The organism is Nocardioides carbamazepini, from assembly GCF_024614185.1.
Lineage (GTDB): Bacteria > Actinomycetota > Actinomycetes > Propionibacteriales > Nocardioidaceae > Nocardioides > Nocardioides carbamazepini.
Genome location: NZ_JAHTLF010000025.1, coordinates 496,249 through 510,659 on the forward strand (window position 1 = coordinate 496,249; position 14,411 = coordinate 510,659).

Annotated in this window: 19 protein-coding genes; 11 read left to right on the forward strand and 8 right to left on the reverse strand. The window is 72.0% G+C overall.

Annotated elements, in window-relative coordinates; all coding sequences use genetic code 11:
• Positions 1-42: 42 nt before the first annotated feature.
• The gene (locus KVF89_RS28465; RefSeq protein WP_257430508.1) at positions 43-1,023 is read right to left on the reverse strand and encodes a DUF559 domain-containing protein; all 981 of its coding nucleotides are present in this window, start codon (positions 1,021-1,023) and stop codon (positions 43-45) included.
• Positions 1,024-1,088: 65 nt separating this feature from the next.
• Here KVF89_RS28465 and KVF89_RS28470 point away from each other — a divergent pair, with 65 nt between their 5' ends.
• The 4 genes from KVF89_RS28470 to KVF89_RS28485 are packed head-to-tail and all read left to right on the forward strand — an operon-like array spanning position 1,089 to position 3,273.
• Complete coding sequence (locus KVF89_RS28470) at positions 1,089-1,730, forward strand: DNA-3-methyladenine glycosylase (protein WP_257430509.1); 642 nt, start codon at positions 1,089-1,091, stop codon at positions 1,728-1,730.
• Positions 1,720-2,037: a pyrimidine/purine nucleoside phosphorylase gene (ppnP, locus tag KVF89_RS28475; protein ID WP_257430510.1), complete on the forward strand. Its 318-nt coding sequence runs from the start codon at positions 1,720-1,722 to the stop codon at positions 2,035-2,037. Before KVF89_RS28470 ends, ppnP begins: the two co-directional genes overlap by 11 nt.
• A 52-nt stretch (positions 2,038-2,089) precedes the next feature.
• Complete coding sequence (locus KVF89_RS28480) at positions 2,090-2,635, forward strand: SigE family RNA polymerase sigma factor (RefSeq protein ID WP_257430511.1); 546 nt, start codon at positions 2,090-2,092, stop codon at positions 2,633-2,635.
• Positions 2,632-3,273 carry a hypothetical protein gene (locus tag KVF89_RS28485; RefSeq protein ID WP_257430512.1) on the forward strand — a complete coding sequence of 214 codons (642 nt, stop codon included), beginning with the start codon at positions 2,632-2,634 and terminating at the stop codon, positions 3,271-3,273. The genes KVF89_RS28480 and KVF89_RS28485 overlap by 4 nt, the downstream gene beginning before the upstream one ends.
• Positions 3,274-3,290: 17 nt before the next feature.
• Here the strand turns inward: KVF89_RS28485 and KVF89_RS28490 are convergent, their stop codons facing one another.
• Entirely contained in the window at positions 3,291-3,662 is a 372-nt protein-coding gene (locus tag KVF89_RS28490) for a YciI family protein (protein WP_257430513.1), read from the reverse strand.
• A gap of 170 nt (positions 3,663-3,832) precedes the next feature.
• Here KVF89_RS28490 and KVF89_RS28495 point away from each other — a divergent pair, with 170 nt between their 5' ends.
• The 3 genes from KVF89_RS28495 (at position 3,833) to KVF89_RS28505 (ending at position 5,572) form a co-directional block, all read left to right on the forward strand.
• Entirely contained in the window at positions 3,833-4,582 is a 750-nt protein-coding gene (locus tag KVF89_RS28495; protein ID WP_257430514.1) for an SDR family oxidoreductase, read from the forward strand.
• Between the two features lie 22 nt (positions 4,583-4,604).
• Positions 4,605-5,051 carry an RrF2 family transcriptional regulator gene (locus tag KVF89_RS28500; protein ID WP_257430515.1) on the forward strand — a complete coding sequence of 149 codons (447 nt, stop codon included), beginning with the start codon at positions 4,605-4,607 and terminating at the stop codon, positions 5,049-5,051.
• An 80-nt stretch (positions 5,052-5,131) separates the two neighbouring features.
• The gene (locus tag KVF89_RS28505) at positions 5,132-5,572 is read left to right on the forward strand and encodes a hypothetical protein (protein WP_257430516.1); all 441 of its coding nucleotides are present in this window, start codon (positions 5,132-5,134) and stop codon (positions 5,570-5,572) included.
• Here the strand turns inward: KVF89_RS28505 and KVF89_RS28510 are convergent.
• Both KVF89_RS28510 and KVF89_RS28515 read right to left on the reverse strand, forming a co-directional pair.
• Positions 5,569-5,988, reverse strand: a complete 420-nt coding sequence (locus KVF89_RS28510; protein ID WP_257430517.1) for a DUF2237 family protein — start codon at positions 5,986-5,988, stop codon at positions 5,569-5,571. The genes KVF89_RS28505 and KVF89_RS28510 overlap by 4 nt on opposite strands.
• Before the next feature lie 20 nt (positions 5,989-6,008).
• Entirely contained in the window at positions 6,009-6,638 is a 630-nt protein-coding gene (locus KVF89_RS28515; RefSeq protein ID WP_257430518.1) for a hypothetical protein, read from the reverse strand.
• A gap of 61 nt (positions 6,639-6,699) precedes the next feature.
• On the opposite strand from KVF89_RS28515, the gene KVF89_RS28520 reads away from it, so the two are divergent.
• Genes KVF89_RS28520 through KVF89_RS28530 form a run of 3 tightly spaced genes read left to right on the forward strand, consistent with a single transcriptional unit; the run spans position 6,700 to position 9,536 of the window.
• On the forward strand, positions 6,700-7,227 hold the full coding sequence (locus tag KVF89_RS28520; protein ID WP_257430519.1) for a gluconokinase: 528 nt from the start codon (positions 6,700-6,702) through the stop codon (positions 7,225-7,227).
• A 48-nt stretch (positions 7,228-7,275) separates the two neighbouring features.
• On the forward strand, positions 7,276-8,991 hold the full coding sequence (locus tag KVF89_RS28525; RefSeq protein WP_257430520.1) for an NAD(P)/FAD-dependent oxidoreductase: 1,716 nt from the start codon (positions 7,276-7,278) through the stop codon (positions 8,989-8,991).
• Positions 8,988-9,536 carry a hemerythrin domain-containing protein gene (locus KVF89_RS28530; protein WP_257430521.1) on the forward strand — a complete coding sequence of 183 codons (549 nt, stop codon included), beginning with the start codon at positions 8,988-8,990 and terminating at the stop codon, positions 9,534-9,536. The genes KVF89_RS28525 and KVF89_RS28530 overlap by 4 nt, the downstream gene beginning before the upstream one ends.
• 272 nt (positions 9,537-9,808) lie before the next feature.
• Here KVF89_RS28530 and KVF89_RS28535 read toward each other — a convergent pair whose 3' ends face one another.
• Both KVF89_RS28535 and KVF89_RS28540 read right to left on the reverse strand, forming a co-directional pair.
• A complete protein-coding gene (locus tag KVF89_RS28535; protein ID WP_257430522.1) occupies positions 9,809-10,381 on the reverse strand; it encodes an apolipoprotein A1/A4/E family protein in 573 nt (190 codons plus the stop codon).
• A gap of 108 nt (positions 10,382-10,489) precedes the next feature.
• Positions 10,490-10,819, reverse strand: coding sequence for a DUF6907 domain-containing protein (locus KVF89_RS28540; protein WP_257430523.1), 330 nt, complete (start codon positions 10,817-10,819; stop codon positions 10,490-10,492).
• A 168-nt stretch (positions 10,820-10,987) separates the two neighbouring features.
• Between KVF89_RS28540 and KVF89_RS28545 the strand changes: the two genes are divergently transcribed.
• A complete protein-coding gene (locus KVF89_RS28545) occupies positions 10,988-11,269 on the forward strand; it encodes a helix-turn-helix domain-containing protein (protein WP_257430524.1) in 282 nt (93 codons plus the stop codon).
• Positions 11,270-11,502: 233 nt separating this feature from the next.
• Here KVF89_RS28545 and KVF89_RS28550 read toward each other — a convergent pair whose 3' ends face one another.
• Together KVF89_RS28550 and KVF89_RS28555 are read right to left on the reverse strand one after the other, a co-directional pair.
• Positions 11,503-13,470, reverse strand: coding sequence for a copper amine oxidase (locus tag KVF89_RS28550; protein ID WP_257430525.1), 1,968 nt, complete (start codon positions 13,468-13,470; stop codon positions 11,503-11,505).
• Positions 13,463-14,221 (reverse strand): hypothetical protein, encoded by a 759-nt coding sequence (locus tag KVF89_RS28555; protein WP_257430526.1) that lies wholly within the window; start codon positions 14,219-14,221, stop codon positions 13,463-13,465. Before KVF89_RS28555 ends, KVF89_RS28550 begins: the two co-directional genes overlap by 8 nt.
• Positions 14,222-14,411: the final 190 nt, after the last annotated feature.

The window sequence follows — 14,411 nt, forward strand, 5'->3', positions numbered from 1 at the left end:
ATCGTCGCAGACCAGCGCTCACGCCGCCCGTCACGCCGCCCGTCACGCCGCCCGTCGTGCCGCCGCCTCGAGCGCCTCACCGATCTGTGCGAAGAAGTCGTCGGGCTGGAGCCGGAGTCCGAGGAGCGGCAGACGCAGCACCACGTCGCCCGCGAGGGCCAGGGCGTTCTGGCGCAGGGCATCGCCGACGATGTTCTCGGCCCAGGCGTGGTGGATGCCGTCGACCTCGACGACGACGCCGAGATCGGGCCAGTACAGGTCGAGGTAGTAGCGCCCGCGCCGGTCCCGACGCAGCACCTGCTGCGCGGGCACGGGCAGGCCGCGCCGTCGTGCCTCGCGCGCGAAGTCGATCTCGCCGAGTGAGCGCCCGCCGTCGAGCAGGTCGTTCACGACCGTGTGCAGCAGGACCCTGCGGCGGTCGCGCCGGACCCGCAGGAGCTGGCGTCCGAGGTCCTCGGGGCGAGCCAGGCCGTCCTGCACGACTCGGGTGAGCACGTACGTCGCGGCGCGGTCGGTCCGCGCCCACAGCGCGGCGCGCACGGCGGCGACATCGGTGCGGGTGCGGGGGATCCCGGACGCCGCCGCGTCCGCCGCCGACCAACGGCGGGACTGTCGGATGTCGTAGAGCCGGTGACGGCGTACCCGTGCGCCGCGCGGCACGGTCACCCGGATCCGGTCGATCGTGTAGCGGGTCAACCCGGAAGCGATGAGGGCGGCGGCACCGTCCAGCTGAGCTCGGGGTCCGCCCTCGAGGACCGCCGCCCACAGGTGCCCGACCTGCGACACCTCGCCGGTGTGGACGGCGATGGTCTGCGCGCCGAGACGCTGCCAACGGCTCGCCCGCAGCTGCGCGCGCACCTGCCCACGTGAGGCGCCGAGGGCGTACAGCTGGCGTCGCGAGAGCACTCCGCCCTGGTCGGAGGCAACGGCAGCGGCCGCGGCGGTGACAACGTCATGCGGAACGGTCGCTGGAGCGACCACTCCGTATGACGTCCGGCGGCGCTGCTCCCGAGACGGCGTCATGCGCCCACGATGCGCGATCGCGCCGCCGCCCGCGGCCGTCATCCACAGACGGCTATCGTCGCCGGGTGACCGCGCGCAACCAGCCTGACGTCGTACGACGGGCGCGGGCGCTGCTGGGCCGCACCATCACCGGCCACGGCGTGACGGTGCGCATCACCGAGGTAGAGGCGTACGCCGGGTGCGAGGACCCGGCGTCGCACGCCTACACGCGCACGCCGCGCTCGGAGATCATGTACGGCCCGGCGTACCGGCTCTACGTGTACCGCTCCTACGGCATCCACTTCTGTGCCAACGTCGTGACCGGGCCGACGGAGATCGGCGCGGCCGTGCTGCTGCGGGCCGGCGAGGTCGTCGACGGGCACGAGCTGGCCAGGTTCCGGCGCGGCGAGACCCCGCCGGAGCGGGACATGCGGCTGGCCCGGGGCCCGGGCAACCTCGCCCAGGCGCTGGGGATCACGCTCGACGACCTCGGCACCGACCTGTTGGCCGACCACGACGAGGGTGCCGACGGGCAGTTCACCGGCGTCCGCCTCGGCCCCGAGCGCCGCACCCGGCCGCGGATAGCCAGCGGTCCCCGGGTCGGGGTGTCCAAGGCGGCCGACGTGCCGTGGCGGTTCTGGCTGGACGGCGATCCGACGGTCTCGGCGTACCGCCGCAGCCCTCGAGCCCCGGAGCCCCCCACTACGCTTCCGGCACGTGAGCACTGAGACCTACGAGAACGTCACCCTCGACCCCCAGGCCAACGTCTACTTCGACGGCGCCTGCGTGAGCCACACGTTCTTCCTCGCCGACGGCACCCGGAAGTCCGCCGGCGTGATCTTCCCGGCCAGCCTGACCTTCGGCACCGCCGCGCCCGAGGTGATGGAGCTGAACGCCGGGAGGTGCCGGATCCGGCTGGCCGGTGCCGAGGACTGGCAGGAGTACGCCGCGGGCGAGTCCTTCAGCGTGCCCGGCGACTCGTCCTTCGACATCGAGGTCGTCGAGACCCTGGGGTACGTCTGCCACTACGGCTGAACCGGCCTACGGTGGATGCAACCCCAGGGCATCCGCCGCACGTGTAGGGAGCATGAGACCGAAGGCCCGCGACGCCGAGTTCGAGGATTTCGTACGCCGCCGCCGCTCCCACCTGCTCGGCACGGCCGTGGTGCTGACCGCCGGTGACCACCATCTTGCCGAGGACCTGGTCCAGGGCGTGCTGGTGCGGCTGTACCTCGCCTGGGGACGGGCGACCCGTCGCGGCGGCATCGACGCCTACGCGCGGCGGGCGCTCGTCAACGCGTTCATCGACCATCGTCGGCGCCCGTCGGTGGCTCGGGAGACGGTGACCGCCGACCTCCCGGACCGGCCGGCGCGGCTGACGACGGCAGCGTTCGCCGAGGAGGCGGTCGACGCCGAGCTCCTCGGCGCGCTGCGGGCGCTGCCGGAGCGGATGCGGGCGGCCGTGGTGCTGCGCCACGTCACGGACCTCAGCGTCGAGGACGTCGCCGATGCGCTCGGGTGCAGCCCGGGCACGGTCAAGAGCCAGACGGCTCGCGGTCTCGCCAAGCTGCGGGAGCTCCTCCCGCAGGCCGCGCCGATCCCGGCCGCACCCTACGAAGGAGATCTGTCATGACCGACGCCCACGACCTCATGGACCGCCTGCACCGTCTCGGCGGCGCCGAGCCCGCCGCCTCCGACGAGGCTGTCCGTCGCGACCTCGCCCGTGGCCGGGGCGCGTCCCGGCGCCGCGCCCTGCGGGTCGGGACCGCCGGCCTCACGCTGGCCGCCGTCGCCGGCGTGGGTGTCGCGATCGCCGTGAACGCCGAGCGCTCGCCGGCGCCCGCGCCGGCGATCGCCGCACCCGGCCCGGACGCGGGTGTCGAGCTCGTCGCCTACACGGGTGCGCAGCAGCCCGGTTTCGTCGTCGCCAAGGTCCCGGCGGGCTTCGTGCTCGAGGGCGCGACGCCGTACAACCTCAACGTCGCCCGCGCCGACGACCACAGCGGCCTCGACGTGTTCGAGGACAAGCTGGTCGTGATGCTCGAGTCGTCGTCGGTCACCGGTGAGCCCCAGGGGACGCCGGTCGCGGTCGGCGCGCACGACGGCTGGCTGCGCACGTCCGAGGACGGCGCGCAGATCCTGACCTACGACGACGCCGAGCACCGTGTCGTCGTCCAGGCGTGGGAGACGCTGGGCCTCAGCGACCAGCAGGTCGTCGAGTTCGCCGAGGGCGTCACGGTGACCGCCGAGGCCCAGGCCGGAGTCGGCTGAGAGCCGCCCGGTCGAGGTCAGTCCTCGGCCGGCGGCTCCTGGATCGCCCGCACCTCCACCCGCGAGGACAGCGCCTTCGAGGCCTTCGCGGCCCACTCGACCGCGGAGGCCTCGTCGGCGACGTCGATCACCCAGAACCCGCCGAGGTACTCCGGCGCCTCGACGAACGGGCCGCTCACGGTCCGCAGCTCCTCGCCGGTGTTGTCGACGGTCGTCGCCGACGAGGGCGGCATCAGGCCACCGGCGAAGACGAACGAGCCGGACTGCATGAGCTCCTCGATGAAGGCGCCGGCCGCGGCCATAGCGGCCTCGAGGTCGGCCGGATCCATGGTCGCCATGGTCGGCTCCTCGGCGGAGTCGTGGGGGAGGGACAGCAGGTACTGGGTCATGACTTCTCCTGGGGAGTGGGGATGTTCTCGTCCGTTCTACGTACGGCCGGACCTGGATACGACAGCCGTCCGGAGATTCTTCGAAAAATATCCTGAGGCCCACCACCTTGACGTGGATAGAATATGTCCGAGTAAACTCGGGCAAACACTATCCACGTTAGGAGCACGTCATGAGGATCGTCATCTTCGGCGCCGGGTTGATCGGTGGCCAGCTGCGGGACCGGTTGCGGGACGAGGGGCACGACGTCGTCGCGCTCGGTCGCGAAGCCGGGATCGACACCACCACGGGGGAGGGCATCGCGGCAGCGGTCGCCGGGGCGGACGTCGTGGTCGACCTGACCAACTCGCCGTCCTGGGCCGACGACGACGTGCTCGCGTTCTTCCGCGACTCGACCCGCCACCTGCTCACGGCCGAGGCCGAGGCCGGCGTGGGGCACCACGTGATCCTCTCCATCGTCGGCGCCGACCGGCTCACCGACGCCGGCTACATGCGCGCCAAGCTCGCCCAGGAGGAGGGCGTCCTCGGCGGCCCGGTGCCGTTCACCATCGTCCGCTCGACGCAGTTCTTCGAGTTCGTCGGCGGCATCGCCGACGCCGGCACCGACGGCGACACCGTCCGCGCGACGCCTGCCCACCTGCAGCCGATCGCCTCCGCCGACGTCGTGCGGCGCCTCGCCGAGATCGTCACCGGCCCGCCGGTCAAGGGCACCGTCGAGATCGCGGGCCCCGAGCCGCTCGGCATCGACGAGCTGGTCCGCCGGTGGTTCGCGGCGACCGGCGACCGTCGTACCGTCACCCCCGACGCGACCGCCGGCTACTTCGGCGCCGTCCTCGACGACGCGGCCCTGACGCCGACGCCGGGCGCGGATGTGTGGCTGGCCCCGACGACGTACGACGCGTGGCTCGCTGCCCGCGACTGAGGGCCGACACTAGGGTGGGCGCGTGAAGCTGTCGGCCGGCGTGGAGTGGGCGATCCACTGCTGTGTGGTGCTCAGCCAGGCCGACCGGCCGCTGCCCGGCGGGCGCCTCGCCGAGCTGCACGGCGTCTCGAAGACCTATCTGGCCAAGCACCTGCAGGCGCTCGCCCGGGCGGGCATCGTGCAGCCGAGCGAAGGTCGGGACGGCGGGTACGCGCTCACCCGCGACCCCGGCGGGATCACGGTCCTCGACGTGGTCCGCGCCGTCGACGGTCCCGACCCGGCCTTCCGCTGCACCGAGATCCGCCAGCAGGGCGACCTGGCCGCGCCGCCGGAGGAGTGCCGACGGCCCTGCGGCGTCGCGCAGGTGATGGCGGAGGCGGAGCGGGCCTGGCGGACCTCGTTGGCCGGTACGACGATCGCCGATCTCGCCGCGACCGTCGATGGCGACGCGGTCCGCGCGGCGCTCTGACGGCGCTCTGACGGCGGCCCCGGCGCAAGGGCCTGTGGAGGACGCCGACGTCGTCCGCCGATCTGGCGCAGGCTCGGAGCATGACCGACGACGACATCCCACCCCTCCTCCCGCCCGGCCAGATGCCGACGATCCGCGACCAGGCGGCGCTCCACCACACGTGGCGGGCGCTGATGGGTCGGCTCGGGTTCGCGGAGCCGCAGCTGTGGACGCTGTTCCTCGACGGCGACCGGCCGCTGCACCTGGCCGAGGTCGTCGGTGTCCCGCTCGATCCGGGGCCCGACGACTTCGCGGACCTGCAGGTGCTGGTCCGTCATGCTGTGGACCACGACCTCGCCTGCGCGTTCCTCTACGCGCGGCCGGGCTCCGCGACCCGGACGCGCGGCGACCTCGCCTGGGCGCGCGGGCTCGCGACCCTCGATGCTCGCTGGCCGGTTCATCTGGCCAACGACGCCGAGGTGCGGGTGGCGTCGCCCGACGACCTCTGCGGCGAGTCGGGGGCGAGCGGGGCCTGGTCCTAGCCCAACTCGCTCAGGTCGTCCGGTACGTCGACGGAGTGCTCGCGCAGCACGTCGATCGGGATCAGCCGCAGCGCGCGCTCGTTGGTCGACGCCAGCACGACGGGCGCCGCCACCCCGTCGCCGTACGCCTGGAGCCAGCGCGCCGCGACCACACACCAGCGATCGCCCGGGTGTAGGCCGGGGAACCGCCACTCGGGGCGCGGCGTCGAGAGGTCGTTGCCGACCGCCTGCTGGTGGGCCAGGAACTCCTCGGTCATCACGGCGCAGACCGCGTGGATCCCGGCGTCCTGCGGACCGCACGAGCAGTTGCCGTCGCGGAGGAAGCCGGTCATCGGATCGGTCCCGCACGGCTGGAGCGCGCCGCCCAGCACGTTGCGCTCGTCGCCGGCCGCGCTCGCCTCACTCGCCTCGGTCACAGGGCGAGTATCGCGGATCGTCAGCCGCAGTTGTCGCAGATGCCGGTCGCGGGCACCGCCATGAAGCAGGTCGGGCAGATCGGGATCACCGGCTCCGCGGCGACGGGCTTGGCCGGCGGCTTCGGCTTGGTGGCGCGCGGAGCCCGGGCCGGCTTGGTCCCGGCGGGCACCTTGGTCTCGCGGACGTCGGGCACCGGCGGCGCCTCCACGACCGGCGGGACCCAGCCCGGCGGCGGCGGGTCGGTGATGCCGAAGCGGGCCAGGATCTCGCGGGCGGCGTCGGTCGGCTGGTGCTTGGGCCGGGTGACGATGTCGAACGGGGAGGACGCGCCCTCGAGGAAGGTCTGCGCGTCGGGCCGCAACGTGGCCGGCGGCCGACGGTGCCGCCAGCGCTGCGGCGTGGCGCCCTTCTGGGTGATGGTCACCAGCTCCGGACGGTCCCAGGCAACGAGTGCCCAGTCGTCGTGGTGACTGGTCGCCCAGACGGCGAGCGCCACGTCGCCGGCCTCGGCAGCGGCACGCAGCGCGATCCGCTCCGGGTTCGAGAACCGGCCCTTGACGTGGAGGACGCCCGGCACCGGCTCGGTGACGGCGTACTCCTCGCCCTGCAGGTGTTCGATCAGCTTCGCGAAGTCCGGCGTGTTCTCCATCGCCCCCGAGCCTACTCGGACGGCACACTGGGTTGATCGGCGCGCCAGGATGGGAGGTCCGATGACGAGCGCAGGCACGACGGGCGACCGGTCCGCCCTCCTCGTCGTGATGGGGGTCTCCGGGTCGGGCAAGTCGACGGTCGGTGCCGCGATCGCCCGGCGCATCGGCGTCCCGTTCGCCGACGCCGACGACCTCCATCCGCCGGGCAATATCGCCAAGATGAGTGCCGGCACCCCGCTCGACGACGCGGACCGGCTCCCCTGGCTGCAGCTCGTCGGCCGGTGGCTGGCCGACCACGACGAGAGCGGCGGGGTGATCAGCTGCTCCGCACTCAGGGTCGCCTACCGCGACGTGCTGCGCGCGCACGCGCCGCGGGTCCGGTTCCTCCACCTGCAGGGCACGCGGGAGAGCATCGCCCGGCGCCTGGCGGGCCGGGCCGGGCACTTCATGCCGCCCGCCCTCCTCGACTCCCAGCTCGCGGACCTCGAGCCGCTGGCGCCGGGTGAGGCCGGCACGAGCATCGAGGCCGGCCTGCCCGTCGCCGCGGTCGTCGAGGAGTACGTCCGCCAGGTCGCCGGCGGCGACTGAGTCCCCGAGCGGCTCGATCCACTGGGCCCGCGCTGTCAGACTTGCGACGTGAACGCATCGGCCGAGCCCACGGCCCCACCCGTCATCCTTCTGGTCTCCGGCGACGAGCTCGACGTCCTCGCCGAGCAGTTCCACCGCTACGAGCGTGAGTACGACGTGCGCGCGGCCCGCAGCGCCGCCGAGGCCAACGCGGTCCTGAAGGGGGCGCGCCGATCCGGTCAGCCGGTGGCGATGATCGTCACCGAGTCCCGGCTCCCCGATGAGCAGATGCTGATGGCGATGCACGACTGGCGCTCCCTGGTGCCGACGGCGCGGCGCCTCGTGGTGATCCCGATCAGCCGCTTCGGCGAGGAGAGCGTGTCGCTGCGGCCCTACCTGCAGAAGGGCAAGTTCGACACCTTCCTCGTGCTCCCGCAGGGCCGGCGGGACGAGGAGTTCCACTACGCGATCACCGAGCTGCTCAGCGACTGGGGAGCGACGGTCGCGACCTCGGAGATCGACTCGGTCCGGATCGTCACCCCGGACGCCAGCCCGCTCGCGCTCACCATCCGCGACTTCCTCGACCGGCAGGGCCTGCCGCACCGCACCTACACCCCCGACAGCCCACAGGGACAGGAGACGCTGGCCCGGCTCGACGGGCCCCCGTCGTACCCGCTGGTGCATCTGACCTCCGGTGCCTTCGCCGACCGGCCGGTGCTCATGCCGACGTCGACCCGCGAGCTCGGCGCGATGATCTATGGCCGCCCCTCCGACATCGAGGTCGACACGGTGGTCGACCTCGCCGTCGTCGGCGCCGGGCCGGCCGGGCTCGCCGCCGCGGTGTACGGCGCGTCCGAGGGCCTGTCGACCGTGGTGATCGAGTCGGAGGTGATCGGCGGGCAGGCCGGCACCAGCTCGATGATCCGCAACTACCTCGGCTTCCCGCGCGGCATCTCCGGCCAGCGGCTCGGCCAGCGGGCGCGCACCCAGGCGATCCGGTTCGGGGCCCGCTTCTTCACCGGCTGGCCCGTCGTCGAGCTGCGTCCCGGCGCCGACGGCGCGCCGCACACGCTGGTGACCGACGGCGGCGAGGTCCGCGCCCGATCCGTGCTGGTCGCCTCCGGCGTCGCCTACCGCCGCCTCGGGGTCGCGCCGCTGGAGGACCTGGTCGGCGCCGGCGTCCACTACGGCGCCGCGATGACCGCTGCCCGCGAGATGGAGGACCGCGACGTGTACGTCGTCGGCGGCGGCAACTCAGCCGGGCAGGCCGCCGTCCACCTCTCCCGCTTCGCCCGCTCGGTCACGATCCTGATCCGCCGTGAGGACCTGGCCGCCACCATGTCGACGTACCTCATCGACGAGATCTCGTGGAACCCGCGGATCGACGTCCGTCCTTGCACGGAGATCATCGACGGCGGCCCCGACGACAGCGGCCAGCTCGGCTGGCTGCAGCTGTGCGACGTCCGCACGCGCCAGGAGGAGCGGGTCGCGGCCGGTGGGCTGTTCCTGCTGATCGGCGCGGCGCCGCACTGCGACTGGCTGCCCGCCGACGTACAGCGTGACGAGCACGGCTTCGTGCTGACCGGCCGCGAGGTCCCGACCGAGTGCTGGGTCGCCGGCCTCCCGCCGGAGAACCTCGGCACCTGCGTGCCGGGCGTCTTCGCCGCCGGCGACATCCGGTCGGGCTCGATGAAGCGGGTGGCGTCCGCCAGCGGCGAGGGCGCTTCGGCGGTCTCCCTCGTGCACGGATACCTGGAGGGGCTGCGGGTACCACTCGCCCCATGACCTCCGGAATCGACCTGGGCCGCCCCACGTCGGGCGACGTCATCGACCTGATCGCCGACGACCACCGCCGCTTCGAGCAGCTGCTCTCCCAGCTGCGGCTGGGCACGGCCGATCGCGACCGCGTCCGCCGCGCCTTCGCCGACGTACTCGTCGCGCACGGTGAGGCGGAGGAGGAGATCGTCTACCCGACGCTGCGCAAGGCGGCCTCCGACGTCGATGCGCACGACGTCCAGCACGGCCGGGAGGAGCACGCCGAGGGCAACGACGCTCTGCTCGTGCTCCTTGAACTCAAGGGCACCGACACACAGGCGTTCTCCGACGCGGTCGAGGAGCTGAGCAACCTCGTCGCCCACCACGTCGCGGAGGAGGAGCTGAGCATCCTCGAGCCGGCGCGCACCGAGGTCTCGACCAAGGTCCGCTGGGATCTCGGCGAGAAGTGGGCCGCGCGCCGCAACCAGCTCGTCGACGACGGCTGTGGCGCCGTCGAGAACGTACGCCGGCTGGTGGCCGCCGCCCAGCGTGAGGGCCTGCTCCAGGACGAGTGAGCGGGCCCCGAGGCGCAGGAAGCCTCGGGACCCGCAGGTGGACGACTGCTTCTGCAGGCGGCACGTCCAGGCCCTCAGGGCGCACTCCCACAAGTGTCCCTGACGTTCTGGTTCCGGCGGGAGGGCCGGAATAGCGGAACGCCGTCCGAGAACCATTCAGCCACACCCACGGGCGGTGTAACGCGCTGTGACGTCAATGCGCTGAGATCGGGCCCGAAGTTGAGATGCAGGTGACAACTGTCGGGTGACTTCAGGCGGCGCCGGGGTGGTTCTCAGGCCGCCGGATGGCGGAGCAGGTGGGCCTTGACGATCTTGAGGTCGTCCTCGACGGACCCGAGGCGATGGTCGACCGAGTCGAGCCGTACGCCGAGGACCTCGGCGAGGTGGTCGTGCTTGTCGTCGATCTTGGTGTCGAGCCGCTTCTCGGTCGCGCTGAGCTGGCTGCTCAGGGCGTCGATGCGCGCGCCGAGCTGGGCGCCTTGTGCGTCGGTCCGGTCGTCGGACTGAGTGCCTCGGGCGTCGATGCGCGCGTTGAGTTGGGCACCTTGTGCGTCGATCCGCTCGGTGAGCTGCTTGCCTTGTGTGTCGATGCGCGCGTTGAGTTGGGCACCTTGTGCGTCGATCCGCTCGGTGAGCTGCTTGCCTTGTGCGTCGATACGCTCGCCCAGTTGGGCACCCTGTGCGTCGATCCGTTCGCCGAGCGCGGCATCGCCAGCCCTCATCTCGGTCCGCAGCGCCGACATCTCGGCGCGCAGTGTGGACACGGTGTAGCGGGTCGACGCGATCATGATGGCGCTGAAGACCCCGATCAGGGTCCAGATCTGCGGGTCGTTCACCAAGTCCACCTCTTCAGTGTGCAACGGATCCGATGATGCTGCCATCGAGTGGCGGCCTGGGCCACCGGCATGACGACCACCTGTGGATGAGCGTCTTGGACGACACCGGACGGTGCCTCAGGCATCGCGGTCGAGCTGCTCCGCGAGCGCACGGACGAGCCGGGCCGCGGACTCGCGGGTGAGCGTCAGGCGGGGCAGTCGGGTCTGAGCGGGCTCGACGGTGACCCAGTCGGTGGGGTCGTCGAGTTGTCGTCGGATGTGGATGATCAGCTCGACGGCGTCGGCCGAGGACGCCGCGGGAACGGTGTCCGCGGTGGCAGCGATGGCGGGAAGGAAGGTCGCCTCGCTGGCGTGGTAGCGGTCCGCGGGGTGGTCATCCTCCTCGTGCTCCCGGGTGCACCACGCCGGGCACGACTCCTGAAGCCAGGTCGGTCGCTGGTCGTCCACGATGTGCCTCCGATCTCGAGTGGCGTGCCGCCGTAGGAAAGGACCGTAGGGAGAAGTGCCGACAGGAACGGCGCCGGCGGGGCGGTTGTCCACAGATGTGCGAAGTCACACCTGTATTCCCACACCAGTATGCTCGGCGAACGAATCGAAAGCCGCCAAGGTGAGGGCGTGCCACGCCGTGTTCCTCCCGCCGGATGGGCGGCCTATGCCCGCGAGATCGGCCACAACCTGAAGCGCGCCCGGGCCGCCGTCGGGATGAGCCAGGACGACGTCGCCTTCCGCGCGGGCATCGCGCCGAACACGTACCAGAAGTTCGAGAAGGGCGAGTCCAAGCCGGGCACGCCCCTCAACCCGGAGCTGTTGACGCTGGTTGCTCTCAGCCAGGCGCTCGAAGTCGAGGTCGCCGACCTGCTGCCGCCGGGCGCGCCGGATCTCACCCAGGGTCTCTGACCGGGCGGGTGACGCCAGCGGGAGTCGCCAGCGGGAGTCTCGCCAGCGGGAGTCTCGCCAGCGCGGGACCTGCCGCAGGCGCGTGAGAGCGGTCAGGCGGCGGGATGGCGGAGCAGGTGGGCCGGGTCGTCCACCAGGTCCACCTCTCCAGTGTGCAACGGATCCGATGCTGCCATCGGCCGACGATCTGTGCCATCGGTGTACGCCGGCCCGTGGATGACGACCCGCCGCCACTACCGGCGTACCCGGATCGTGGCGGTGGCGGCCAGGTACCACTGGTCGCCGGGATAAGACACGGTGACCCGGTAGCGCTTGCCCGGTCGCGGCAGGCGCACAGTGACGCGGCCGTCGGAGAGCGCGGCGGTGACCACCTTCCCGCGCCGCTGGATGGTGACGACGCCGGCCCCGCCGCCCTGGTCGCCCCGCACCACGATGCGCAGCCGTGGTCGGCCCCTTCTGTCGCCCTTCTTCAGGATCTTCAGCTTGAGCTCGGGCGCCGTACGGGCAGGGTTCGTGACCGGCGGCGTCGGCAGGGGCGCGACGAAGGGCGCGGAGGTGGCGATGCCCGGAGTGACCCCGGTGGCGGACGCGGTCACCCGCACGGTGATCTGGCGGCCGATGTCCGCGTCGGTGAGGCGGTAGGTCTCGCCGGTGGCGGCGCTCGGAAGGCCGTCGTCGCCGGTGGCCAGGATTGGCTCGCCGTCGCGCAGCCACAACCATTCATAGGCGAGAAGCTCCCGCGCCCGCCGCCAGGTGCCGCTGTCCGCCGTGAGCAGGGTGCCGGCACCCGGAGGCGAGTTGCCGGCGGCGATGGCCGGTGCGGCGACGTTGATGGCGGCGCACGAGCCACCGGCGCCGGTGGTCAGTCCGTTGTCGCAGGTGCGCTCCGCGGGTGTCAGCGCCTGCTGGGCGAGCAGGTCGCGGGGGGCGAGCGAGAAGCTCTGCCAGTGGACTGGCATGGGGGACTGGTCCTCGTCACGGGGGATGTGGTGATAGCCGACGCTGACCCAGGCGACCGGCTCTGTGAGCGGCTTCGTCTCCGATGCGACGTAGTCGAGGACCGACTGGCCGGGACAGCCGGCGTTGAGGTTACTTGAGGCGTACTCCTGGCACGGGTGGTCGTTGGTGAAGCTGAGCGGGGGTCTGGTCAGTGGGAGATAGGGGTTCTGGATGGCGTCGTTGACGATCTCGTAGGAGCGCGGATGTCCGTCTGCGTTGAGGGCGGTGGGGTTGACCACCCGCCACCAGGTGGTGGCGGGTGGGTCCTCCGCGATGAACGCCTCGTCCCGGATCGTGCCCTCGCCGCGGACCCGGGTCGGAAACGCGGGATCGCCCTCGTAGTCCCACTCCTCGACCTGCTGGTCGCCGCTGCCGATGGCGAAGTCGACGCGATAAATCGCGTTGTGCCAGTGCGAGCCGGCATGCCGGTCGGAGTCCTCGTCCTCGTTCGGCCCGATCGGCCAGCCGAAGGCGGGGTCGGTGCGGAAGAATCCCTCGCTGGGGGCCAGGTCTCCGGCGGCACCGAGGCCGACGGTGATGGTGCCCTGGTCGGTCAACGTCACCTTCTGCTGATACTCGTACCACCCGGCCTTGGACAGCGAGGACACCTCCAGCGCACGGCCCTGCTGTGCGTAGCGGTCGCTGGTCGTCGCCCAACCTTCCTGCGAGTGCCAGGCCAGGCCGGTCTCGGCCTCGCGCACGCAGATCCCCGGGATGGTCCGCTCAACCAGCTTGCTGCCGACCATGAAGGACTGCTCGACCGGGAGCGCGTCACCGTCGCAGGTCTCGGGTGTCTGGGTCAGCAGGCGGTCGTTGCCGAAGCCGATCCCGGTGATGTCGTCGAAGACGTCCGTCCCGGTGTCGTAGGGGACATTGAGCTGGGCGAGGTAGAGGGAGCCGATGACCCGCAGCCATCCTTGGTCATCTCCAGTTCCGGTGGCGGACCGGAACTGGACGTCCTCGAGCACCAGCCCCTTGAAGGGGTGGATCCGCGTGCACATCCGCCACGCGGAGCCGGTCGACAGGGTGCGGGTCACCAACGCGGGGCCACACGCGGGCTCCTCCGCACTCGCACCGGGCGCCGCGGCGGCCGCACGAGAGGGGCCGGCCAGCGTCGTGGTACCGGACAGCAGGGTGGCGCAGACCAGCAGCACCGAACAGGCGGCCGCGGTCAGCAGCGACCGGTGTCGGGGGTCAGCCATGACGGTGCCCTCCCGGCGGGAACAGGGTGACGGCGCGGCGACTCAGGTTCACCACGAAGTCGTCGGTGCTGAGGTACTGCCCGGATGGCAGCGCCACCAGGAGCTGCACACAGCGCTCGGTGCCACACGTCCGTGTAGCGCTGCTTCCACCGCCGTCCTCGGGAGCCCAGGCGGCTCCGATCACGCGCACCTCGTCCGCGGCAAGAAGCGGCGCCCCGGTCAGCTGGCGGAACTGGTCGACGAAGGCGGGCGCCGGCATCGCGGTGAGGGCCAGGTCCAGCGCGACCTGGGTCTCGGCTGTCGATGGGGGCGGTTGTACGCCGGTCAGTGCCTCCTCGGAGATCACCCGCCCGGTCGGCAAGTCCAGGAGGATCTGGTGCAGCCGATCGTCGTCATAGTCGTACGCCGTGACCTGGACCCGTCGACGGCCGTCGCGCAGGTCCACCGCCGGCAGATCGGCCGCGAGCACCTCCGCCCTCGCCTCGTCGAGGACATCGCGGCCTGAGTCGGGGAGGCTGGCGAGGGCGAGGCCGATGGCGTAGCCACGCTCGGCGGTGCTCAGCGGTGCCCCCTGCTCCCTAAGGGGTGGCCGCTTCTCGGGGAGAGTGCCGTCACCGGCCACCTCGAACTCGTCGCTGCTGGATGCGCTGCCGTGTGCCGGTGCGCCCGGGGAGGGTGTCCAGAGCAGGAAGAGACTGCCGGCCACCAACACGACCGCAGCCACGGCGCTGGCGAGAAGATGGCGAGGCATGCACGCTCCTTCTCGCTCGTGAGCGGGGAGTCAGCGACCGCTCTGTGCTGCTGCCTGATGGAGGGCCAGCGTTGCCCGGTCTACCGTCGCTATGGCGCGGCTCCATGGGGAACCTTGCAATCGCAAGCCGAATTACTCACCCGCGTGACAAGCAATTGTTCGTGCGCCGAGCGGGGACAGCCGACACCAA